Genomic DNA, 22,507 nt, shown 5'->3' with positions numbered 1-22,507 from the left:
GCTGATTCCGCGTTTAAACACGCTTGATAAAAAGCCCCGGCTTCGTAAGAAGTCGGGGCTTTTTAATTCAGCTGGCTCAAGGTGCAAACACCGTCAATCTTGCGGTGTGGCGTCCGACGCCTTCCCGGCTAAAGCCAGTCCTACAATGGGTTCCTGCAGCCTTCACGCGATGAGCTCAAGGGATCAGTCACCAGAACCGCTGCTGCGTCAGCTTGCCCCACCACCCTGTCACCAGGTGGTCAACCGAGATGCTCGCGGCGATGCCAACCCGCTGTTGCAGGCTCTTGCGTTCGGCGTAGTGCAGGTGGAACACCTCGGAGGTCTTGGCTTTCTCCGACAGGTATTCATCGCTGGTCTTCAGCTCATCCACCAGCAGTTTGTCCTTGGCGGCAATGCCCAGCCAGATCTCGCCGGTGGCGACTTCGTCGATCTGCAACTGCGGGCGGTAGCTGGCGACAAAGTTCTTGAACAGCTCGTGGGTGATGTCCAGATCTTCCTGGAATTTCTCACGGCCCTTCTCGGTGTTTTCGCCAAACACCGTTAGCGTGCGCTTGTACTCGCCGGCGGTCAGCACTTCGAAATCGATGTCATGCTTTTTCAGCAGACGATTGACGTTGGGCAGTTGAGCCACCACGCCGATCGACCCGAGGATTGCGAACGGTGCACTGATAATACGGGTACCGATGCACGCCATCATGTAGCCGCCGCTGGCCGCGACCTTGTCAATGCAGACGGTCAGCGGAATGCCCGCCTGACGAATCCGCGCCAGCTGCGACGACGCCAGACCGTAGCTGTGGACCATGCCGCCGCCGCTCTCCAGGCGCAGCACCACTTCATCCTTGGGGGTGGCGAGGGCCAGCAGCGCGGTGATCTCGTTGCGCATGTTCTGGGTGGCCGAAGCCTTGATGTCACCGTCAAAGTCGAGCACGTAGACCCGCGACTTGACCTCGGTGGACTTCTTGTCCTTCTTCAGCTCCTTGGCCTGGGCCTTGCGCAGCGCCTTGAGCCGCGCCTTGTCCAGCAGCGAACCTTCGAGGCGATCACGCAGCCCTTTGTAGAAGTCATTGAGTTTGGTGACGTGCAACTGGCCGCCTGCGCCACGGCGCCCGCGACCGCGCATCGACGCGATGACCACCAGCACCACAATGATCGCGATCACGATGGTGACGGTCTTTGCCAGGAAGCTGGCGTAATCGAAAATGAACTCCACAGAAACTCCTTACCGGTACAGCAGACCCTCGGCAGAGGATCGCGAATGGGGCCAAGCATACCGGCGCGCCGGTGGCCGAGCCAGTGACGCGACGGCGAATACGGGACAGATCGGCCAATTCAAACGAGCGTATGTTTTTTCATTGACAGACCGCGGGCCGTCCTCATAACCTCCCAGCACTTTCAACGTGCCAGGGTGAAGCGGTCGTGGGCAGCATCTATCTCATACGACATGGCCAGGCCTCGTTTGGTGCGGACGATTACGACGTCCTGTCGCCTACCGGTTTTCGTCAGTCCGAAATCCTCGGCGCACACCTCGCCCAGCTGGGTCTGAACTTCGACCGCTGCATCAGCGGCGCCTTGTTCCGCCAGCGCCACACGGCCGAAACGGTGATCGCCCAGCTCAACGCCGCCGGCTTTGTCACCCCCGAACTTGAAACCGACATCGCCTTCAACGAATTCAACGCAGAAGGCGTGATCCGCGCGCTGCTCCCGGCGATGCTGGATGAAGAACCGGACGCCTTTGAGATCATGCGCGACGCGGCCAACAACCGCGCCGAGTTCCAGCGTCTGTTCGCCGCGATCATCCGCCGCTGGCTGGTGGGCGATCACGACGCCGCCGCCCTGCAGAGCTGGCAGGCCTTCGTCGAGCAAGTCGAAGCCGGCCTGAGCAGCATCCTCGACAGCGCCGGGCCAAGCGACCGCATCGCCGTGTTCACTTCCGGTGGCACCATCACCGCCCTGCTCCACCTGATCACACAGATGCCGGCCACCCAGGCTTTTGAACTGAACTGGCACATCGTCAACACCTCGCTCAATCACGTGAAGTTCCGTGAGCGCGAGGTGTCCCTGGCTTCCTTCAACAGTTACGCGCACTTGCAACTGATGAAGGCGCCGGAGCTCATCACCTATCGCTGAGCCCGGCCAATCGCACTCGCAAAGTGCTCATCACCACTCATATAAAAGGATCACACCATGAGCTCCGTAGAAAACGCCGTCCACGCCATGAAAGCCAAGTTCAACCCAGCCGCTGCTGCGGGCCTGGACCTGGTGTTCGGTTTCCGCATCGACGAAACCAAGAACTTCTCCCTGATCGTCAAGGACGGCACCTGCGAATTGCAGGAAGGCGAGAACCCGGACGCGCAGGTCACCCTGGTGATGGACGGCGAAACCCTGGAAGGCATCGTCAGCGGCGAGACCGACGGCATGCAGGCGTTCATGGGCGGCAAACTGCGCGCTGAAGGCGACATGATGCTGGCGATGAAACTGAGCGAGCTGTTTCCTTCCTGAGGACGCACCGCCGTTGCGAAAGAACCGAAGCTGCCCGGCTTCGGTTTTTTTTCGTCCGGGCGACGTGCAAGACAGCGCCTCCCGCCTGTGAATCAGGTCGGCTGATTGCGGCGTAACACCCGCGCCAATAGCCCTTGTTCGCCAGCGCCGGAGCGCATTAGATTAGCCAATGATCCTGGCCCACCAAAATAATCTGCAGGGATACGCATGGCGCTCACCGACCAGTCCACCCCGGTTCGATCCGGCGAAGAACTCGACGCTGCATTGATCGACCCGTACCTGAAAGCCCACGTCCCCGGCCTGAGCGGTAGCGTGCAGATCAGCCAGTTTCCCGGTGGCGCGTCGAACCTGACGTACCTGCTGAAGTACCCCGAGCAGGAAATGGTTCTGCGCCGCCCGCCGTTCGGTCACAAGGCGAAAAGCGCCCACGACATGGGCCGCGAATTCCGCATCCTCAATCAACTGCGCGACGCATTCCCCTATTGCCCCAGGGCGTACCTGCACTGCACTGACGACAGCGTGATCGGTGCCGAGTTTTACGTGATGGAGCGGGTCAAGGGCATCATTCTGCGCGCGGAGTTGCCCGCCGAGCTGAACCTCGATGCCGCGCAGACCGAAACCCTGTGCAAAAGCTTTATCGATCGGCTGGTGGAACTGCATCAGGTGGATTACACCGCCTGTGGCCTCGGCGACCTGGGCAAGCCCCAGGGTTACGTCGAGCGGCAGATTCGCGGCTGGACCGAGCGTTACGAGAAAGCCCGTACCGCCGATGCGCCGAGCTGGGAAAAGGTCGCCCGCTGGCTGGACGAAAAGCAGCCGGCGGACCACCCCGTCTCCAGCCTGGTGCACAACGACTACCGCTTCGACAACGTGATCCTCGGCCCCGACAACCCGATGCAAATCATCGGCGTGCTGGACTGGGAGCTGACCACGCTCGGTGATCCGCTGATGGACCTGGGCAACAGTCTGGCGTACTGGATTCAGGCGGACGACCCCGCGCCGGTGCAACTGATGCGGCGCCAGCCCAGCCATGCGCCGGGCATGCTCACCCGTGAGCAGTTCGTGGCGTACTACGCCGAGCGCTCGGGCATTGCCATCGACAATTTCGATTTTTACTACACCTACGGTCTGTTCCGTCTGGCGGGCATCGTCCAGCAAATCTACTACCGCTTCTTCCACGGCCAGACCCAGGACAAGCGCTTCGCTCAGTTCATTCACATGAACGCCCTGCTCGAGCGCATGGCCCTGCAAGTGATTGAGCGTTCCAGCCTCTGATTGCGACACGACAAGGAAAACTACAATGTCCAAGACCCAACTGTTCGACCTGGATGGCAAGATCGCTTTCGTCTCGGGGGCCAGCCGTGGCATCGGCGAAGCGATCGCCAAACTGCTGGCCCAGCAAGGCGCCCATGTCATCGTCTCCAGCCGCAGGATCGACGGCTGCCAGCAGGTCGCGGACGCGATCATTGCCGAGGGCGGCCAGGCCACCGCCATCGCCTGCCACATCGGTGAAATGGAACAGATCACAGCCGTGTTCGCGCAGATCCGCGAGCAGTTTGGCCGCCTGGACATTCTGGTGAACAACGCGGCGACCAACCCGCAGTTCTGCAACGTGCTGGACACCGACCTCGGTGCGTTCCAGAAGACCGTCGACGTGAACATCCGCGGCTACTTTTTCATGTCCGTGGAGGCCGGCAAGCTGATGCGCGAACACGGCGGCGGCAGCATCATCAACGTGGCGTCGATCAACGGCGTCTCGCCGGGCGTGTATCAGGGCATCTATTCGGTGACCAAAGCGGCGGTGATCAACATGACCAAGGTCTTCGCCAAGGAATGCGCGCAGTTCGGCATCCGCTGCAACGCCCTGCTGCCGGGCCTGACCGACACCAAATTCGCCTCGGCGCTGGTGAGCAACGAGAAGATCCTCAACACCGCGTTGGCGCAGATTCCCCTCAAGCGCGTGGCGGCGCCGAGCGAGATGGCGGGGACGGTGCTGTACCTGGCGAGCGACGCGTCGAGCTACACGACGGGCGTGGCGTTGAATGTGGACGGCGGGTTTCTGTCCTGAGTCGTGGAGGTAAACCCACGCCGCTGAGGTGAAACTGAGGTGTTCCTGATGGAATAAAGATTCCATCGGGTGCGCCCAACCGCCTACATTTTCCGCACAACAACACGTCTTAAAGGACACGCTGTCATGCGCGGGAATTCTCTTCCAGAACTGGGCGTCGGCCTGATCGGCACGGGCTTCATGGGTCGGGCTCACGCCCTGGCGTTTCACAACGCACGCACTACGTTCGATCTGCCCTTCAACCTCATCCTTGTCGCGCTGGCCGATGCCGATGCTGCGCGTGCGCAACAGTGCGCAGCCAGTTGGGGGTTCCAGCGCAGCCATGACGACTGGCAACAGCTGATCAGCGATCCAGCGGTCAATCTGGTAGCGATCACCACGCCAAACCAGCTGCATTTCCCCATGGCCATGGCGGCCCTTGAAGCGGGCAAGGCAGTGTATTGCGAGAAGCCGCTGGCGGTGAGTCTGGCGCAGGCGCGGGAGATGCAGGCGGCAGCGCGCAAGGCCGGCGTGGTGACAAGGGTCGGTTACAACTACCAGCACAACCCGATCATCGGGTTGGCAAAGCAAATGATCGAGCGTGGCGAGCTGGGCCGGATCGTCAGTTTTCAGGGGGAATTCAGCGAGGACTTCATGGGCGATGGGCTGTCGCCGTGGTCGTGGCGCTGCGAAGAGGCCCATGCCGGCGGAGCCCTGGCGGACCTCGGCAGTCATTTGCTGGCGATGGCGCGGTACCTGCTCGGCGATGTCGACGCGGTGTGCGCAGACTCGCAAACCGTGTATCCGCAACGCCCGGCCACGCGCGGCAGCGAAGAGCAACGGGCGATCAGTATCGATGACCAGACCTACGCGCTGCTGCGCTTCGCCAACGGCGCGCGAGGTACGTTCGGCAGCAGTTGGCTGAAGCACGGCTACAAGAATCACCTGAGCTTCGAGATCGGTGGCACCGAAGGGACATTGTCGTTTGATCAGGAACGCTTGAACGAGCTGCGGCTGTACCGAACAGGATCCCCGGGACGCGACGGCTTTCAGCGGATTCTGGCCGGTCCTGCGCAACCCGGGTACGCGTCTTTCTGCCCGGCGCCAGGGCATCAGTTGGGGTACAACGAACTGAAGACACTGGAAGTGCACGACCTCATCCAGGCGCTGGGTGGGCAGGTTTCGAGCGGGACGGATTTTGCCGAAGCAATGGAGGTCGAGCGCCTGGCTACAGCGATTCGCATCGCGGCGAAGGAGATGCGCTGGGTGAGTGTGTCGGATATTTGAGTCAGGTCAGACCGAAAGCCAAGGGTGTCCCCACCGGCCCCTTCCCGGCTGAAGCCGGTCCTACTACACCGCGCGCCTTGCAGGTAGAATGCTGCGCTTGCGGGCAGCCATTCTGCCCATCTGCCCGATAAGCGCCTTCCCATGCCGTTCGAACTCACCGTTGAACCCATTACCCTTCTGGTGCTGGCTGTCGTTGCCTTTGCCGCCGGTTTCATCGACGCCATCGCAGGCGGCGGCGGGCTGTTGACCACGCCTGCACTGCTCACTGCCGGCCTGCCGCCCCATCTGGTGCTGGGCACCAACAAGCTCAGCTCGACCTTTGGCTCGGCCACCGCCAGCTACACCTTTTACCGGCGCAAGCTGTTCAACCCGGGGCAGTGGAAACGCGCCCTGATCGGCACGGCGGTGGGTGCGCTGATCGGTGCCGTAGTCGCGCATTATCTGCCGGCCGAACTGCTGAACCAGATGCTCCCGGTGATCGTGTTCGGCTGCGGGCTGTACCTGCTGTTCGGCGGCACGCCCAAGGCGCCGCTGGACAGCAATGCGCCGATCAAGACCAAATGGCAGCTGCCCCAAGGCCTCGGGCTGGGCTTTTACGACGGCGTGGCCGGGCCCGGCACCGGGGCGTTCTGGACGGTCAGCACGCTGTTGATGTACCCGGTCGATCTGGTGAAAGCCAGCGGCGTCGCGCGCAGCATGAACTTCGTCAGCAACGCCGCCGCGCTGATGATCTTCGCCATCAACGGCTCGGTGGACTGGGTCATTGGTCTGTCGATGGGCCTGGCGCTGATGGTCGGCGCCTTTCTCGGCGCCAGAACCGCGATCAAGGGCGGCGCGAAGTTCATCCGCCCTGTCTTCATTACCGTGGTGCTGGGCCTAACCGTCCGCCTGGCCTGGCAGCACTGGTTCAACTGAGCCCGAGCGCTGGGCCAGATACAGATCGATCAGGTAGCGCGCAATCGAGCGACTGGCCGGCAACGGCGGCAGGTCATGGATGCTGAACCACTGGGCGTCTTCGATTTCGTCTGCCTGGGGCACGATCTCGCCGCTGTCGTATTCGGCGTGGAAGCCGAGCATCATCGAGTGCGGGAACGGCCAGCACTGGCTGCCCTTGTACTGGATATTCTTGACGGTGACCCGGACCTCTTCCATCACCTCGCGCCGTACACAGTCCTCTGCGGACTCGCCCGGTTCGGCGAACCCGGCCAGGGTGCTGTAGACCCCCGACACAAAACGCGGCGAGCGCGCCAGCAGCACTTCATCGCCGCGGGTGATCAGCACGATCATGCTCGGCGAAATCCGCGGATACGCGCGCAGATCGCAGTGCGGGCAATACATCGCCCGCTCCCCCGGCACTTGCTGCGCCGCCTGACCGCAACGCCCACAAAAACGATGTTCACGGGCCCAGGTGCTGATCTGCGCCGCGTAGCCAAGCATCTGGAACACATCGGCGTCGTCGGCGAGCATGAACTGACGGAGGGTCTGCCACTGCGAACCCTCAGCCTCCAACGCCAGATCCGACCCCGGCGAATGTTGGAGGGTCTGCACGTACACCGGCTCGCCGTCAAAATGGCCAATGCCATGCTCGTGCAGTAACGGCAGCGCCTGGCGCTTCAGCCATTCGCGGGGGAACAGCACGCCGTTGCTGTCTTTCAAAAAGCCCTGGTCACTCTGAACCACGGCCCAGCCGCCGGGTGCCTGAACATCAAGCACGGCGGTAGTCCAACGCTTCGGGGGCGTCATGCCTCAACTCCTCTGAGCACCGACGGGCCCGTCTGCAACCCGGTAGAAAGACTCACAGGCAGCCGTCGGTGATGCATTCAAATAGGTCAGTCAATTGTCGAAGACCGGCTTCTGTTTGCTCATGTGAGCGACCATCGCCAGCTTCAGGTCGGCCGATTGCAACATGGCAGCGTTCCAGGTGGCAACGTATTCGAGACCGTCGTCCACGCTGTGATCGCGCATGTAGCCGATCATGCGCTTGCTGCCGCTGATGGCGATGGGTGATTTGCCGGCGATGTCCCGGGCGATGGCGAACACGCCTTCGAGCAACTGCGGCAGGTCAGTGAATGTGCGATTGGCCAGGCCAATACGCAGGGCTTCTTCGGCGCCGACGTTACGGCCGGTGTAGGCCATTTCGCGCATCATGCCGTCGCCGATCAAGCGCGGCAGTCGCTGCAGGGTGCCGACGTCCGCCGCCATGCCCATGTCGATTTCGCGAATGGAAAACAGCGCATCGTCCGCGGCATAACGCATGTCACAGGCGCTGATCAAATCGATGGCGCCGCCGATGCAATAGCCCTGAATGGCGGCGAGCACCGGCTTGCTGCATCGATCAACCACGCTGAAAGATTCCTGCATCTGCAGGATCTTGCGCCGCAGCAGGCGGGCGTTGCGGCCCACGTCCTTGCCCAGCTCGCTGGCCACCGAGGCGAGCAGCGTCAGGTCGATGCCGGAAGAAAAGTGCTTGCCGGCGCCACTGAGCACCACCACGCGGACGTCGTCGGTGTCCTCGACCCAACGGAAAATCTCGATGATTTCCTGCCAGAACGCAGCGTTCATCGCGTTGATTTTTTCCGGACGATTGATCTGGACGTGGGCAATGTGGTCGGCCAGTTCCACCTTGAACGCACTGTAGTCAGACACGGCTTTAGATCCTTTTAGGGCAGACGGGGTTTATTCCATGACGCCGGATCATAGCAAGTCGGTCGGTGCGCCCGCAGGCCACGGTTGCGCCATTTGCCGGACAGCGAACCCGTTGCATTCCGGGGATGCCATCGGTCGGCCAGCAATAAACTGAACGGTCTCAGCCGGCAAAGGTCCAGAGTCTTGGCTGCATGGAATCGGACCTTCCGAACATGTCTGCCGGGGGCGTTCGAACCTGTTTCGGCGCCCGACCTTTTCTCAGGTCGCAAGAGGGCGATTCTTGACTACATCAAAAGCGGCAACCGGTATCGTGGGCCTGGATGACATCCTTGCGGGTGGTCTTTCGCGCAGCCACGTGTTTCTCCTGGAAGGAGAGCCCGGCACCGGCAAGACCACCGTCGCGCTGCAGTTTCTGCTGGCAGGCTCGGCGGCGGGCGAGCGTGGTCTGTACATCACGCTGTCTGAAACCGAACGCGAATTGCGCGATGGCGCACGCTCCCATGGTTGGGAGCTGGACGAGAACATCTCGGTATTCGAGCTCACCCCCCCTGAAGATTTGTTGAATGCGGCCCATCAGCAGAGCTTGCTGTACTCCTCTGACCTTGAGCTGGGCGAGGCCACCAAGCAGATTTTCGAAATTGTCGAGCAGGTCAAACCTTCGCGGGTGATCATCGACAGCCTCTCGGAAATCCGCCTGCTGGCGCAGAGCTCGCTGCGCTATCGCCGGCAGATTCTGGCGATCAAGCATTACTTCGCGCGCTACGACACCACCGTCGTACTGCTCGACGACCTCACCACTGAATCCCTGGACAAAACCGTGCACAGCGTGGCCCACGGCGTGATCCGACTCGAAGGTCAGACGCCTACCTACGGCGCCGAACGCCGACGCCTTCGGGTGGTGAAGTACCGCGGCCAGAAATACCGCGGCGGCTATCACGACTTCAACATCATGGACGACGGCATTCAGGTGTTCCCGCGTCTGGTAGCAGCCGAGCACCGGGCTGGCTACTTCAGCCGCCAGCTGAGCAGCGGCATCAAGGAAGTCGACGCCCTGCTCGGTGGCGGTCTGGACAGCGGTTCGAGCACGGTGATCCTGGGGCCTGCGGGCACCGGTAAATCGCTGATTGCGTTGAAATTCGCCGCCGCGGCAGTGGAGCGCGGCGAGAAGGCCGCGCTGTTTATCTTCGATGAAGAACTTGGCCTGCTGTACACCCGGATGAGCAAACTCGGCATTGATCTTCACGCACTTGAAGAGACCGGCAACCTGCTCATCGATCAAGTCGATGCCGCTGAATTGTCGCCGGGCGAATTTGCCCACCGCGTTCGCCGCTGCGTCGACGAACTGGGCATCCAGACCGTGGTGATCGACAGCCTCAACGGCTATCAGGCCGCGATGCCTGAGGAGAACGCGCTGGTCCTGCACGTCCACGAGTTGCTGCTCTACCTCAACCGTCACGGCGCCTCGACGTTCATGACCGTCGCCCAGCACGGCCTGGTCGGCGACATGCAGACGCCAGTGGACATTACCTATCTCGCCGATTCGGTGATCCTGCTGCGTTATTTCGAAGCACTGGGTCAGGTCCGTCGGGCCATTTCCGTCATCAAAAAACGCACAGGCACCCATGAGTCAACCATTCGTGAATACCGCATCAGTGCGTCCGGCATGACCATCGGCGAACCGCTGGAAGCCTTTCAGGGCGTGTTGAGGGGTATCCCGCAATACCTCGGTGATCGCAGCCCGCTGCTGCAGGACACCGACGCGTGAGCACTCCGGGACAGTTATCGGAGCGGGCCATTATCCTGGCCCCTCTCGGACGCGACAGCCAGATCGCGTTGACCATGCTGCAGGAAGCCGGCTATCCGGCGATCATCACCCACGACCTGACGCAGCTGTGCAGTGAGCTGATGTCCGGTGCCGGCCTGGCGATCATCGCCGATGAGGCGTTGCGCAGCGCGGACATCAACCCGCTGCTCAGCCTGCTGGCCAATCAACCGGCCTGGTCGGACTTCCCCATCGTGTTGCTGACCCACCACGGCGGCCCGAAACAGAACCCCTCGGCGCACCTGGGCAAGATGCTCGGCAACGTCACGTTCCTGGAGCGGCCGTTCCACCCTGCCACGCTGATCAGCCTGGTGAGCACCGCCGTCCGCGGGCGTCGACGACAATATGAAGCCCGCAGCCGCCTGGAAGAATTGCTGGAAAGCGAGCAGCGCCTGCAACATGCGCTGAAAGCCGGGCGACTGGGTTCCTGGCAGCTTGACACTGAATTCCTCGCGCTGGAATGCTCGGACATCACCAAAGCGCATTTTGGCTGGGACGAGCGCGACACGCTCTCCTATGAAGACTGGCTAAGCGCGGTGCACCCCGAAGATCAGCCGCGCATGCAGTCGGTGCTTCAGCACACCCTGGACAGCGGGGCCGATTTCATCATCGAGTTCCGCAACGTCTGGCCGGACGGCTCGGTCCACTGGATGGACATCAGGGCTCGGGCGATCCGCGCGCGCAATGGCCGCGTCAGCCTGCTCTCCGGGGTCACCTCGGACATCACCGAACGCAAGCTGGCCGAGCAGCAGCTGCGCCGGCTCAACGAAACCCTAGAGCAGCAGGTCGAGGAACGCACTTCACAGTTGCGCCACAACGAAGAAGTCCTGCGTCAGTCGCAGAAAATGGAAGCAGTGGGCCAGCTTACCGGCGGTATCGCCCACGACTTCAACAACATGCTCACCGGCATCATCGGCAGCCTCGAACTGCTCAGGCGCCGTCTGGCACGGGGGCGCACCGACGACCTTGATGGCCTGATTGACCTGGGTGTGACCTCGGCCAATCGCGCCGCCGCCCTGACCCACCGCTTGCTGGCGTTCTCGCGCCGTCAGTCGCTGGACCCCAAGCCGGTCCTGATGAATGACCTGGTCAACTCCATGGGTGAACTGCTGAATCGCAGCGTCAACGAGAGCATCCGCCTGGACATGTGCCTGGACCCGGAACTGTGGACCGCCGAGGCCGACCCGAACCAGCTTGAAAGCGCCCTGCTCAACCTGGTGCTCAACGCCCGCGACGCCATGCCCGAGGGCGGCATGCTGATGATCGAGACCTTCAACCGCCGCCTCGACCGCGACTTCACCAACGCTTACGAGAACCTGCTGCCAGGTGACTACGTGGTGCTCAGTGTGCGCGACACGGGCTGCGGGATGCCGGAGAACGTCATCAGCCGGGCCTTCGATCCGTTTTTCACCACCAAGCCGATCGGCCAGGGCACCGGCCTCGGCCTGTCGATGATCTACGGCTTCAGCAAGCAGTCTCACGGCCACGTCGCGATCGAGAGCCAGGTCGGCGACGGCACCACGGTGCAGCTGTTCCTGCCGCGTTATCAGGGCGCGGCGCAGCAGGAGGGCCCCGCCCTGCCCAACGACACACCGCAGGCCCGTGAGGGCGAGACCATTCTGCTGGTTGAGGACGATCCGGCCGTGCGCGCGCTGGTCAGCCAGGTGCTGAGCGAACTGGGTTATGCGTACGTCGAAGCCGGTGATGCGGTCGGCGCGATTCCGATTCTGGAATCGAGCCAGCGCATTGACCTGATGATCAGCGACGTCGGCCTGCCGGGCATGAATGGGCGGCAGTTGGCGGACATTGGCCGGCAGCTGCGCGCGGACCTGAAAGTACTGTTCATCACCGGTTATGCGGAAAACGCCAGTGCCCGCTCGGGGTTCCTGGAAGAAGGCATGCAGATGATCACCAAGCCTTTTGCCTTTGACCAACTGACGGCCAAGGTGCGGGAAATGATCGAGGGTTGACGCGAGAGGGGTTGACACAAAAGCCGGCGATTGCCGGCTTTGTTGTTTGTATCTAAGGGGCAGCAGAATCAGTTGAGCAGGGTCTGGATCTTCGAGTGCAGCGTTTCCATGGTGAACGGTTTGGCGAGGATGGGCGCTTTTTTGGTGATCGGGCTGCCGCAATCAACGATCTCAGCCGGGTAGCCGCTGATGAAGATGACCTTGAGTTCCGGTCGCAGCTTGACGGCGGGCTCGGCGATCATGACGCCGGAAACGCCGCCGGGCAGGCGGTAATCGGTGATCATCAAGTCGAGGTGGGGTTTGGTGGCAAGAATTTCGAACGCCTGCTCGCCGTTCTCCGCCTGCAACACCCGATAGCCTTCGCCCGACAGGTAGTCGGAGAGCAGCATCAGAATGAGCGGCTCGTCTTCGACGATGAGTACGACATTTTCTGCATCAGAGCTCATTTGAACGCCTTTGATCTTATAGATAGCTGCCATTACGACCATGGCCCGCGCTGGAGGTTGCGCAGGGTGTTCAGTTATTTGATTGAAGGCCAGATGGGTCGGCCTAACGGCCTCCTGTTTCGCCTTTGGCGAGTTACTTGGAAAAGCACCCCAAGTAACCAAGGGTGCTTGCTCTCGGTTGGGCCCTTCCTTCGTCAGGGTTCCTTCACTCCGGTCCCGTTCCGTGGGCCCGCCGCCATCCGCCATCCATGGCGGGGGGCGGCTCTCGCGGCATCCATGCCGCTCGGCCCACTCCACGAGACCTGCGTTCAGCCTGCACCCAAGTCGCGTTTTGCGTCGTCTGGCAGGCTTGTGTATGAAGATCAAGATCACAGCAACAGCAACAGCAACAGCATTCGCGAGCAAGCTCGCTCCCACAGGTAGGGGGTGCTATCAGCAAAATTGTTGGCGCTTGGGCTGGCTTTTTCCGGCTGAAGCCGGTCCCACTAAACAGCAGCGCGTTCAGTCAGTGGGACTGGCTCCGACTGTAGGACCGGCTTTAGCCGGGAAGCTTTTGCTGTTGATCTTCTACGCGATAGCCCAGACACCGCAGCACGCGACTTGGGTGCAGGCTTAACGTAGGTTCCGCGGAGTGGGCCGAGCCGCATGGATGCGGCGAGAGCTGCCCCCCGCCATGGATGGCGGATGGCAGCGGGCCCACGGAGCGGGACCGGAGTGAAGGAACCCTGACGAAGGAGGAACCCAACCAAGAGCAAGCACCCTTGGTTACTTTTAGTGCTTTTTAAAAGTAACTCGCCGAAGGCGAAACAGTCTGCCCCCCAGGCAGACGCTTGTGATCTTGATCTTAGATATCTTGATCAGAGCGGCAATGAAACCCGAAACATCGACCCCGCCCCTTCCTCGCTCTCGACACTGATCCGCCCGCCATGGGCGCCCACTATCTGGTCGGAAATAAACAACCCAAGGCCAAGCCCCGCCACCGCATGACTGGCCGCGACCCGCTCGAACTGCTGAAAAATACGCTTCTGGTTTTCCGGACTGATCCCGATCCCGTGATCGCGCACCTCCACCCGCGCCTCACCGGCCTCGCTGTAAACGCGCAACTCAATTGGCCTATGCGCGCCGTAGCGCAACGCATTGGTCAACAGATTCGCCACCACCTGCTCGATGCGAAACTCATCCCACACCCCAATCACCGGCGTCGTCGCATGCAGCGTCACCGCGCTGCCGGCGGCGGCGATCTGCGCGGAATAGCTCTCCACCAGATTGACCACCAACTCCGACAAATCAAAAGGACTGGTCCGAATCGACAGCTTGCCCGTACGAATCCGCGACACATCGAGCATGTCCTCGATCAAGCGAATCAGGCTCTGGATCTGCCGCTCATCACGATCCACCATGGCCCGAAGTTTCTCCATGGTGAACGCCGACGCATTGTCCTTGGCCAAGTGCAGCTTGCGCAGCTGGGTCTCCAGAATCAGCCCGTTGAGCGGCGTGCGCACCTCGTGGGAGACGATCGACATAAAGTCATCACGCATGCGAATCGCACGTTCCAGCTCGCTCTGCGTCGACTTCAACTCGCGCATCAGGGCTTCCTGTTCCTGACGGCTGTGCTCAAGCTCTTCGAGCTGCTGCTTCAGGGCCTTGCGCTGGCGATACAGGTCGACGAACACATTGACCTTGCTCTTCACCGCGTGAATATCGAGGGGCTTGTGCAGGAAATCCACGGCACCGCTTTCATAGCCCTTGAACGCGTAATTCAGCTCGCGCCCGGCGGCACTGACGAAGACGATGGGGATGTTCTTGGTCTTCTCCGTGCCGCGCATCAGCTCGGCGAGTTCGAAGCCGTTCATCCCTGGCATCTGCACGTCGAGAATCGCCATCGCAAACTCGTGTTCGAGCAGCAACGACAACGCCTCGTCCGCAGACAACGCCTTGAACACCTGACGATCCTCGCGCTTGATCAGCGCTTCGAGGGCGAGCAGGTTTTCCGGCAGATCGTCGACGATCAGCAGTTTGGCTTTGATTTCACTCAGCATGCAATTCGTTCCAGCTCGACAAGCAGGGACCCAATGTCGGGCAAAGGCAATAGAAAATCCGGCGTATGAAGGGCAAGCGCCGCCTCGGGCATGGTTCGCACGAGCGCTTGTGCCGGGTCCTGGACCACGGTGAGGCCACCGTACTCTTTGATTTTTGCGGTACCGCGCGCGCCGTCGCTGCTGGCGCCGGTCAGCAGCACCCCTGCCAGCCGCTTACCGTACGCGTCAGCAGCCGATTCGAACAGTACGTCGATGCTCGGGCGCGAATGATGTACCCGTTCTTCCTGGCTCAATGACAGACTGAAATCATTCTCCACCGACAGGTGATACCCGGGCGCGGCGAAGTACAGCGTGCCCGGCGCGATGGTTTCCTTGTCGTCGGCCTCCTTGACCGGCATGGCCACGCTCATGGCGAAGACCTCGGCCAGGTGGCTGCGGCGCTGGTCCGGCACGTGGAGCACCGCAACGATCGGCAACCGATAGCCCTTGGGCAGCGTGCGGAAAATCTTCAACAGCGCTTCGACACCGCCGGCCGATGCGCCGACCACAATCGCGTCCACCGCCGGCAGCGCGGGCTGGTCGGGGGACGGGCAAGGAAACGACGTTCTCATGATTTGCGGTAGATCCGCTCGAGTTTGACCAGAGGGTCGAACTGGTTTTTGTACCCGGAGAAATCCAGGGTTTCCTTACTGCCCAGCACGAGGAATCCGCGGTGGCACAGGGACTCGTGAAACAGCCCGAAGGCGCGGTCCTGCAGCTTCTTGTTGAAGTAGATCAGCACATTGCGGCAGGAGATCAACTGTGTTTCGGAGAACACGCTGTCTGTCGCCAGGCTGTGATCGGCGAAGGTGACGTTCTCCCGCAGGGTCTTGTCGAAGATCGCGTAGTCGTAGGCGGCCGTGTAGTACTCCGAAAACAGCCGCTTGCCGCCGGCCTTGATGTAGTTCTCGTTGTAGGCGCGCATGTTTTCCATGGAGAAGATGCCTTGCTTGGCCTTCTCCAGCGAATTGGGATTGATGTCGGTGGCGTAGATGATGGTGCGATCGAGCAGGCCTTCCTCGCGCAGCAGGATCGCCATCGAGTAAACCTCCTCCCCGGTGCTGCACCCGGCAATCCAGACTTTGACCGACGGGTAGGTCTTGAGCAGCGGCACGACTTCTTCGCGGATCGCCAGGAAGTGCGTCGGATCGCGGAACATCTCGCTGACCGGGATCGTCAGGAATTGCAGCAGTTGCATGAACGCCGAAGGGTCATGCAACACCCGCTCCTGCAACGCGGAAATGGTCTTCAGTTCAAATTGACGCAACGCGTGGGCCACACGTCGTTTCACCGACGCACCCGAGTAATCGCGGAAATCGTAGCTGTACTTCAAGTAAATCGCTTCAATGAGCAAGCGTAACTCGATATCGGCGTCTCGTTCTTGGTGCATCGGCAACACTCTGGATCGGGCAAAAAGGCGGTCAATTGATCCGGTTCATTCAGATACGTTCCATCTTGGGCAACCACACGCGAATCAGCGAGAACAGCCGGTCCAGGTCAATCGGTTTCGCCAGGTAGTCGTTGGAACCGGCCTGCAGGCAGCGATCCTGATCGTCTTTCATCGCTTTGGCGGTGACAGCAATGATCGGCAGCTTGCGCCAGCGCGGGTTCTTGCGAATCTCGATGGTGGCTTCGTAGCCGTCCATTTCCGGCATCATCACGTCCATCAGCACCAGATCGATGTCCTCGACGGTGTTGAGCTTCTCGATCGCCTCCAGCCCATTGCGCCCCACCTCGACGATGGCGCCTTTGTGCTCCAGCGCGCTGGTCAGGGCGAAGATGTTGCGTACGTCGTCGTCGACCACGAGGATCTTGCGCCCTTCGAACACACGGTCGCGACTGCGCGCGGTCTTCAGCATCTTCTGGCGCTCGTTCGACATCTGCGACTCGACCTTGTGCAGGAACAGCGTCACCTCGTCGAGCAACCGCTCCGGCGAGCGCGCGCCTTTGATGATGATGGTGCGCGAGTACTTCAGCAGCTCGGCTTCTTCGTCACGGGTCAGGTTGCGGCCGGTGTAGACGATGACCGGCGGGAACGCGCAGATCTCGTCGATGGACATGCGCTTGAGCAACTCGTTGCCGAGCATGTCCGGCAGTTTCAGGTCGATAATCATGCAGTCGTAGGCGTTGTCGCGCAGCAGATCAAGGGCGTCCTGAGCGAAGCCGACTGCCGTGATCTCGATGTCATCGTCGCCGATCAGGCGCGCGATGCTGTCACGCTGCAAGGCATCGTCTTCGACCAGCAGGATGCGTTTGACCTTCTGGGTGAGCTTGGCTTCGAGGCGGGCGAAGACATCCTTGAGCTCCTCGCGGGTGGTCGGTTTGACCGCGTAGCCGATGGCGCCCATTTGCAGCGCCGCTTCCTGACGGTCTTCGACGGAAATGACGTGCACCGGGATGTGGCGGGTGCTTGGCAGCTCTTTCAGACGTTGCAGGACCGTCAGACCGGAATGGTCCGGCAGGCGCATGTCCAGCAGCACAGCGTCCGGTATAAACGAAGAGGCCAGGTCGAAGCCTTCGTCGGCGGCATGGGCCACCAGGCAGTTGTAGCCCAGTTCATGGGCCAGATCGTAGAGGATGTGGGCAAAGCGCACTTCGTCTTCGATGACCAGGATGCAGCGATTGGTGAACGGCGCCTTCTCGCGGTCATCAGCGAAGCGCGGAATGGGTGTTGCCGCCGCCGCAGGCTTGGCAGCGACAGGCGCAGGCGGCGTGATGCGGGCTGGAACCGGCGCAGGCTGCACAGCCGCTGCTGGCCCCTCGACGTACTGTGAAGGCTCGACTTCGACGTACTCTTCCGGCATGACCAGGGTGAAAATACTGCCCTGCCCCGGCGCGCTGGTCACGCTGATCGAACCGCCCAGCAGGCGGGCCAGATCGCGGGAAATCGACAGCCCCAGGCCCGTGCCGCCGTAACGGCGATTGGTGGTGCCGTCGGCCTGACGGAACGCTTCGAAGATGCTCTCCTGCTGCTCCTCGGCGATGCCGATCCCGGAGTCGCGAACGGTGAAGGCCACGCCCTCGCCCGGCTGACGGGACACGGTCAGGCTGACGGTGCCGCTTTCGGTGAACTTGACGGCGTTGGACAGCAGGTTCTTGAGGATCTGCTCCAGGCGCTGGCGATCGGTGTACAGCGAGACCGGCGTGCCTGACTGAATCTCCACCGAGAACTCCAGCTTCTTCTCGGCCGCCAACGGTTCGAAGGTCATGCGCAGGCCTTCGACCAAGCGGCTGACGCTGCTGTTTTCCGGCCGCATGTCGAGCTTGCCGGCTTCGACTTTGGAGATGTCCAGAATGTCGTTGATCAGGTTGAGCAAGTCATTACCGGCGGAGTAGATCGATTCGGCAAACTTGACCTGCTCGGCGGTGAGGTTGTCCTGCGGGTTTTCCGCCAGCAGCTTGGCCAGAATCAACGAGCTGTTCAGCGGCGTGCGCAGCTCGTGGGACATGTTGGCCAGGAACTCGGATTTGTACTTGCTTGAGCGCTGCAACTCGTCGGCGCGGGCTTCCAGTTCAATCTGTGCGATGTGCAGTTCTTCATTATTGCGGTCCAGCGCATCACGCTGATCGCCCAGCGCCTTGCTCTGCTCGGCCAACTGTTCGTTGGTCTGCTCAAGCTCCGCCTGCTGGATTTCCAGGTGCGCCTGGGACTCCTTGAGAATCCGCGACTGTTCTTCCAGCTCTTCATTGGCGGTGCGCAGTTCTTCCTGCTGCACTTGAAGCTCTTCGTTGAGCTGCTGGGTTTCGGCGAGCACTTCCTGCAAACGTTGACGGTAGCGGGCTGCCTCGATAGAGGTGCCCACGTTCTCGGCCACCAGCTCAAGGAACTCCAGGTCACGGGGCGTCAGCTCGCGAAGAAAGCCCAGCTCGATCACGCCGTTGACGTGGTCATCGTTGCTGGTCGGCACCACCACGACGCTGCGCGGTGAGCCTTCACCCAGGCCGGAGGTGACTTTGAAATAGTCCTGAGGGACGTTGTCCAGGGTGATGATCTGATCCTGCTCGGCCGCCTTTCCGACCACGCCTTCACCGCTATAGATCGACTGCTCGTGCTGTTCCTGCTCGCGGGAGAAACCATAGGACGCCACGCGCACCAGACCGCCATGCTCCTGGCGTACGTACACCGCCGCCACCACCGCACCCAGGTACTGGGCGAAGAAATGCAGCACGTTGCGGCCCAGCAGATTGAGGGTGAGCTGGCCGATCACCTGCTCGGCCAGTTCGCTCTGACCGTTGCGCAGCCAGGCGACATGGGACAAGCGATCAGCGTCCAGCTGTTGCGCCCGCAGGTTGGCGGCGTAGGTGTTGGACAGCGTGGTCATGTCACGACGTCCGACCCAGGCGAGAATCCCGCTGACGATCAGAATGAACGTGACGTACAGCGAGACCGACATCACGGTGGTGTGGGTCACGTCGGTGTTGCGTGTCAGACGCAGCTGGTGCTCGACGTTGGCCGCTTGCTCGTATTGATCACGCATCTCGTCGGCCAGGCGCTTGCCGCGACGCTCCTTGATCGGCGTCTGATAGTCGCCACCGGCGCGGCGCAGATTAATCATCTCCTGGGCGAAGTCGTTCCAGGATGATTGCAGCGCGGCCAGTCGCTTGAAGCGGTCGACCTGATCCGGGTTATCGGCGACCAGTTCTTCAAGGCCCTGGAGCTCGCTCATGATGGCCGGCTTGGCCACTTCGTAGGGGTCGAGGAAACGCTCATCGCCGGTCAGCAGAAAGCCGCGCATGCCGGTTTCCATGTCCACCGAGAGCTTGAGCGAGCGATTGAGGTTGTTGATGACCCGGTCGGTGTGTTCGACCCACTGAATGGCCGACAACAGATAAGAGATGAGAATGACGAAGAAGGCCGCACTCAGCACGCCGACGGCCAAAGGTAAACTGACGTTGCGACTTAACAGTTTGCGGAAACGTTGCTCATCGACTGCAGAGTTGGTGATCATCGCGAGGGCTCAGGCGGATTCGTCTAAACGACGGAGTTTGCCGCAAACCTCGGCAAAAACTCCAGCGTACGACGTAGAAGATTGAATTTTCTGACATTAGATCGGGAACAATCAGGCCGGCACTGTACATTTGAGTGCAGCCAAAAAGCCATTACACTCAATTGAATCGTGTTGTTGCGGCTCAGAACTTGGCACAATTGCGCCCCCAGCGAAACGCTGTAAGCCCCGATGCCGTGCGATGCGCTCCCTGCCCAATTAAGGAACTTGCCATGTCCGATTCACCCCGCACGATTCTGGTGGTCGAAGATGACAACATCGTCAGGATGTTGATTGTCGACGTCCTCGAGGAGCTTGAGTACACCGTGCTGGAAGCAGCAGATGCCGCCGAGGCCCTTGCGGTCCTGCACAACGCTGGCCAGACCATCGACTTGATGATGACCGACCTGGGCCTGCCGGACATGAACGGCAAGGACCTCGCCGTCAAGGCACGTGAGGCCCGCCCGGACATCCCGGTGCTGTTCGCCAGCGGCTACGCGGACTCCGTTGATGTGCCTGAGGGCATGCACAATATCGGCAAGCCGTTTTCCATCGACCAGCTGCGTGACAAGGTAAAGGGCATCCTTGGCGACTGAGCAACTGGCGCAGCGATCCCCGATCCATGTGCTGATCATTGGCTACGTCTGGCCCGAGCCGCGTTCCTCTGCGGCCAGCGGGCATGTCATGCAACTCATCGACTGTTTTCTCGAACAGGGCTGGCGGATCACGTTCGCCAGCGCCGCCACGGAAGGCGAGCACAAGGCCGACTTGGCCGCGCTGGGCATCATGGAAGTCGCCATCGCCCTCAACCACAGCAGCTTTGACGCCTTCATCCATGAGCTGCAGCCCGACGTGGTGTTGTTCGACCAGTTTCTGATGGAGGAGCAGTTCGGCTGGCGGGTGGAGAAGCACTGCCCGAACGCCCTTCGCCTGCTTGAGAGCTCCGACTTGCAGAGCCTGCGCCATGCCCGTCATCAGGCGGTCAAGGAACGCCTCGACGGCAAGCCCGATGCTGACCTGACTGACTATTTCCAGACGCCCCGGGATCAGCTGTTCACCCGGATGGCGACCACTGACCTGGCCCAGCGCGAGATCGCCGCGATCCACCGCAGTGACCTGAGCCTGATGGTCTCCGACGTCGAAAGCGACCTACTGACCCAGGCGTTTTCGGTGCCCGCGGCTCAGCTCCATTGGGTCCCGCTGCTGGTAAGAGAGCCTCGCGAGGCGCCCCTTGGCCCGCGAAGCTTTGAAGACCGGGCGCATTTCATCACCATTGGCAATTTCCGCCACGCCCCGAACTGGGATGCCGTGCTATGGCTGAAAAACACCGTCTGGCCGCTGATTCGCGCGCAACTGCCCACTGCTCAGGTTCATGTGTATGGCGCCTACACGCCGCCCAAGGCTGCGGCATTGCATAACGCCGCCCAGGGATTTCACATCATGAACTGGGCCGAAGACGCGCTGGAAGTGATGGGCGCTGCGCGGGTGTCCCTGGCGCCGTTGCGATTCGGCGCGGGAATCAAGGGCAAGATCATCGATGCCATGGTCTGCGGCACGCCCACCGTGACGACGCCCATCGGCGCCGAGGCCATGCACGGCGAGCTGCCATTTCCTGGCGCCGTGGCCTGTGATGCGCAAGGGCTGGCAGACGCGGCGGTCAGTCTTTACAGCGATCAGGCGCGCTGGGAACAGGCACAACAGGACGGCTGGCAATTGCTGCCGGCGCGCTTTGGCCATGACCGCCATTGCGCCGTGCTGATCGACCGTATCCTCACATTGCAGGACACGCTGCAGGCCCATCGCGCGGCCCACTTCACCGGCGCCATGCTTCGCCATCATCAGCACAAGAGCACGCAGTACATGTCCCAGTGGATTGAAGCCAAGAACAAGAACGCCTGAAGCGTTTATCTAGCGGACGGCGCGGCGCAACAGGTAGGTGTCCATGATCCAGCCTTTCTCTGCCCGCGCGGCTTCACGCGCTTGACGTATCTGCGCGCTGACCTCGTGCAGCGGGCCTGAAATGAGCATCTCGTCAGGGGTGCCGAGGTAGGCGCCCCAATAGATGTGTAAATCCTGATCGACGAACCGCTCGAAGGTGCAATAGGCGTCGAGCATCACCACACTGTTGCTGATGTGCTCGCCCTGCTCCGCTGCAAGCTCCCGGCCGGTGGTGATGTGGATCGGCTCGCCGATGCGGTTCAGGCCGATGCGGTGTCCGGCGGCGAGCGCCTGCACGCTGGTGATACCCGGAATGACGTCGTAGGCAAATGACTCACGGCCGCGGGCGAGCACCTGATCGAGAATCTTCAGGGTGCCGTCATACAGCGCCGGGTCGCCCCACACCAGAAACCCACCGGTCTCGCCCGCCTTTACTTCATCGGCGATCAGTTGCTCGAACAACACGGCGCGCTGCTCGTGCCAGTGTTCGACCCCGCTGCGGTAAGACGGCGAATCGTCCTTGCGCCGGGGATCGCTCACCTGCACCAAACGATAGTCATGGCCCTCGATGTAGCGCTCGCAAATCTCCCGGCGCAACGCCAGCAGGTCGTCACTGGCGTAGCCCTTGTCGAGCATGAAAAACACCTGGGTGCGGTTCAGCGCCTTGATCGCCTGAATGGTGATGTGCTCGGGATTGCCTGCGCCGATGCCGATCACGAGGATTTTTTTCATGGGGTGGCGGTTCTCTGAAGGCGTTCGCAGAAGGTGCTCCAATACGCAGGGAAGCGG

General features: G+C 61.4%; 19 protein-coding genes. 10 read left to right on the top strand and 9 right to left on the bottom strand.

Annotated features, from left to right (window positions below; translation table 11 throughout):
* Positions 1–187: 187 nt before the first annotated feature.
* Positions 188–1,210, bottom strand: coding sequence for a protease SohB (gene sohB / locus SLW74_RS23375; protein ID WP_410930263.1), 1,023 nt, complete (start codon positions 1,208–1,210; stop codon positions 188–190).
* Positions 1,211–1,416: 206 nt separating this feature from the next.
* On the opposite strand from sohB, the gene SLW74_RS23370 reads away from it, so the two are divergent.
* The 6 genes from SLW74_RS23370 (at position 1,417) to SLW74_RS23345 (ending at position 6,748) form a co-directional block, all read left to right on the top strand.
* Positions 1,417–2,127 carry a histidine phosphatase family protein gene (locus tag SLW74_RS23370; RefSeq protein ID WP_410930262.1) on the top strand — a complete coding sequence of 237 codons (711 nt, stop codon included), beginning with the start codon at positions 1,417–1,419 and terminating at the stop codon, positions 2,125–2,127.
* A 57-nt stretch (positions 2,128–2,184) separates the two neighbouring features.
* The gene (locus SLW74_RS23365; protein WP_065991410.1) at positions 2,185–2,499 is read left to right on the top strand and encodes an SCP2 sterol-binding domain-containing protein; all 315 of its coding nucleotides are present in this window, start codon (positions 2,185–2,187) and stop codon (positions 2,497–2,499) included.
* Between the two features lie 207 nt (positions 2,500–2,706).
* Positions 2,707–3,774 (top strand): phosphotransferase family protein, encoded by a 1,068-nt coding sequence (locus SLW74_RS23360; RefSeq protein WP_410930261.1) that lies wholly within the window; start codon positions 2,707–2,709, stop codon positions 3,772–3,774.
* Positions 3,775–3,799: 25 nt separating this feature from the next.
* On the top strand, positions 3,800–4,567 hold the full coding sequence (locus SLW74_RS23355) for an SDR family oxidoreductase (RefSeq protein ID WP_065991408.1): 768 nt from the start codon (positions 3,800–3,802) through the stop codon (positions 4,565–4,567).
* A 126-nt stretch (positions 4,568–4,693) separates the two neighbouring features.
* A complete protein-coding gene (locus tag SLW74_RS23350) occupies positions 4,694–5,833 on the top strand; it encodes a Gfo/Idh/MocA family protein (protein ID WP_410930260.1) in 1,140 nt (379 codons plus the stop codon).
* A 141-nt stretch (positions 5,834–5,974) separates the two neighbouring features.
* Complete coding sequence (locus tag SLW74_RS23345; protein ID WP_065991406.1) at positions 5,975–6,748, top strand: TSUP family transporter; 774 nt, start codon at positions 5,975–5,977, stop codon at positions 6,746–6,748.
* Here the strand turns inward: SLW74_RS23345 and nudC are convergent.
* Together nudC and SLW74_RS23335 are read right to left on the bottom strand one after the other, a co-directional pair.
* The gene (nudC, locus tag SLW74_RS23340; protein WP_065991405.1) at positions 6,710–7,576 is read right to left on the bottom strand and encodes an NAD(+) diphosphatase; all 867 of its coding nucleotides are present in this window, start codon (positions 7,574–7,576) and stop codon (positions 6,710–6,712) included. The genes SLW74_RS23345 and nudC overlap by 39 nt on opposite strands.
* Before the next feature lie 90 nt (positions 7,577–7,666).
* A complete protein-coding gene (locus SLW74_RS23335; RefSeq protein WP_410930259.1) occupies positions 7,667–8,479 on the bottom strand; it encodes a crotonase/enoyl-CoA hydratase family protein in 813 nt (270 codons plus the stop codon).
* A 280-nt stretch (positions 8,480–8,759) separates the two neighbouring features.
* On the opposite strand from SLW74_RS23335, the gene SLW74_RS23330 reads away from it, so the two are divergent.
* On the top strand, positions 8,760–10,244 hold the full coding sequence (locus SLW74_RS23330; protein ID WP_410930258.1) for an ATPase domain-containing protein: 1,485 nt from the start codon (positions 8,760–8,762) through the stop codon (positions 10,242–10,244).
* Positions 10,241–12,271, top strand: a complete 2,031-nt coding sequence (locus tag SLW74_RS23325; RefSeq protein WP_296308435.1) for a response regulator — start codon at positions 10,241–10,243, stop codon at positions 12,269–12,271. The genes SLW74_RS23330 and SLW74_RS23325 overlap by 4 nt, the downstream gene beginning before the upstream one ends.
* Positions 12,272–12,339: 68 nt before the next feature.
* On the opposite strand, the gene SLW74_RS23320 is transcribed toward SLW74_RS23325, so the two are convergent.
* From SLW74_RS23320 to SLW74_RS23300, 5 genes are all read right to left on the bottom strand, one after another.
* On the bottom strand, positions 12,340–12,717 hold the full coding sequence (locus tag SLW74_RS23320; protein ID WP_065991401.1) for a response regulator: 378 nt from the start codon (positions 12,715–12,717) through the stop codon (positions 12,340–12,342).
* An 857-nt stretch (positions 12,718–13,574) separates the two neighbouring features.
* Positions 13,575–14,756 carry an ATP-binding protein gene (locus SLW74_RS23315; protein WP_410930257.1) on the bottom strand — a complete coding sequence of 394 codons (1,182 nt, stop codon included), beginning with the start codon at positions 14,754–14,756 and terminating at the stop codon, positions 13,575–13,577.
* A complete protein-coding gene (locus tag SLW74_RS23310; RefSeq protein WP_065991399.1) occupies positions 14,750–15,367 on the bottom strand; it encodes a chemotaxis protein CheB in 618 nt (205 codons plus the stop codon). Before SLW74_RS23310 ends, SLW74_RS23315 begins: the two co-directional genes overlap by 7 nt.
* Positions 15,364–16,185 carry a CheR family methyltransferase gene (locus SLW74_RS23305; protein ID WP_065991398.1) on the bottom strand — a complete coding sequence of 274 codons (822 nt, stop codon included), beginning with the start codon at positions 16,183–16,185 and terminating at the stop codon, positions 15,364–15,366. Before SLW74_RS23305 ends, SLW74_RS23310 begins: the two co-directional genes overlap by 4 nt.
* A 49-nt stretch (positions 16,186–16,234) precedes the next feature.
* On the bottom strand, positions 16,235–19,744 hold the full coding sequence (locus tag SLW74_RS23300) for a response regulator (RefSeq protein ID WP_410930256.1): 3,510 nt from the start codon (positions 19,742–19,744) through the stop codon (positions 16,235–16,237).
* 269 nt (positions 19,745–20,013) lie between these two features.
* Between SLW74_RS23300 and SLW74_RS23295 the strand changes: the two genes are divergently transcribed.
* Positions 20,014–20,376, top strand: a complete 363-nt coding sequence (locus SLW74_RS23295; RefSeq protein WP_369318135.1) for a response regulator — start codon at positions 20,014–20,016, stop codon at positions 20,374–20,376.
* Positions 20,366–21,679 carry a glycosyltransferase gene (locus SLW74_RS23290; protein ID WP_410930255.1) on the top strand — a complete coding sequence of 438 codons (1,314 nt, stop codon included), beginning with the start codon at positions 20,366–20,368 and terminating at the stop codon, positions 21,677–21,679. The genes SLW74_RS23295 and SLW74_RS23290 overlap by 11 nt, the downstream gene beginning before the upstream one ends.
* A 9-nt stretch (positions 21,680–21,688) precedes the next feature.
* On the opposite strand, the gene cobF is transcribed toward SLW74_RS23290, so the two are convergent.
* Positions 21,689–22,450 carry a precorrin-6A synthase (deacetylating) gene (cobF, locus tag SLW74_RS23285; protein ID WP_410930254.1) on the bottom strand — a complete coding sequence of 254 codons (762 nt, stop codon included), beginning with the start codon at positions 22,448–22,450 and terminating at the stop codon, positions 21,689–21,691.
* Between the last annotated feature and the right edge of the window lie 57 nt (positions 22,451–22,507).

Source organism: Pseudomonas sp. W5-36, from assembly GCF_046540455.1.
GTDB lineage: Bacteria > Pseudomonadota > Gammaproteobacteria > Pseudomonadales > Pseudomonadaceae > Aquipseudomonas > Aquipseudomonas graminis_B.
This window is presented reverse-complemented; position numbering and strand designations above follow the sequence as displayed.

Bases quoted from the DNA above. Each gene is read 5' to 3' on its own strand.
- SLW74_RS23365 (WP_065991410.1), top strand. From the start codon at position 2,185: ATGAGCTCCGTAGAAAACGCCGTCCACGCCATGAAAGCCAAGTTCAAC.
- SLW74_RS23360 (WP_410930261.1), top strand. From the start codon at position 2,707: ATGGCGCTCACCGACCAGTCCACCCCGGTTCGATCCGGCGAAGAACTC.
- SLW74_RS23355 (WP_065991408.1), top strand. From the start codon at position 3,800: ATGTCCAAGACCCAACTGTTCGACCTGGATGGCAAGATCGCTTTCGTC.
- SLW74_RS23350 (WP_410930260.1), top strand. From the start codon at position 4,694: ATGCGCGGGAATTCTCTTCCAGAACTGGGCGTCGGCCTGATCGGCACG.
- SLW74_RS23345 (WP_065991406.1), top strand. From the start codon at position 5,975: ATGCCGTTCGAACTCACCGTTGAACCCATTACCCTTCTGGTGCTGGCT.
- nudC (WP_065991405.1), bottom strand. From the start codon at position 7,576: ATGACGCCCCCGAAGCGTTGGACTACCGCCGTGCTTGATGTTCAGGCA.
- SLW74_RS23320 (WP_065991401.1), bottom strand. From the start codon at position 12,717: ATGAGCTCTGATGCAGAAAATGTCGTACTCATCGTCGAAGACGAGCCG.
- SLW74_RS23315 (WP_410930257.1), bottom strand. From the start codon at position 14,756: ATGCTGAGTGAAATCAAAGCCAAACTGCTGATCGTCGACGATCTGCCG.
- SLW74_RS23310 (WP_065991399.1), bottom strand. From the start codon at position 15,367: ATGAGAACGTCGTTTCCTTGCCCGTCCCCCGACCAGCCCGCGCTGCCG.
- SLW74_RS23305 (WP_065991398.1), bottom strand. From the start codon at position 16,185: ATGCACCAAGAACGAGACGCCGATATCGAGTTACGCTTGCTCATTGAA.
- SLW74_RS23300 (WP_410930256.1), bottom strand. From the start codon at position 19,744: ATGATCACCAACTCTGCAGTCGATGAGCAACGTTTCCGCAAACTGTTA.
- SLW74_RS23295 (WP_369318135.1), top strand. From the start codon at position 20,014: ATGTCCGATTCACCCCGCACGATTCTGGTGGTCGAAGATGACAACATC.
- cobF (WP_410930254.1), bottom strand. From the start codon at position 22,450: ATGAAAAAAATCCTCGTGATCGGCATCGGCGCAGGCAATCCCGAGCAC.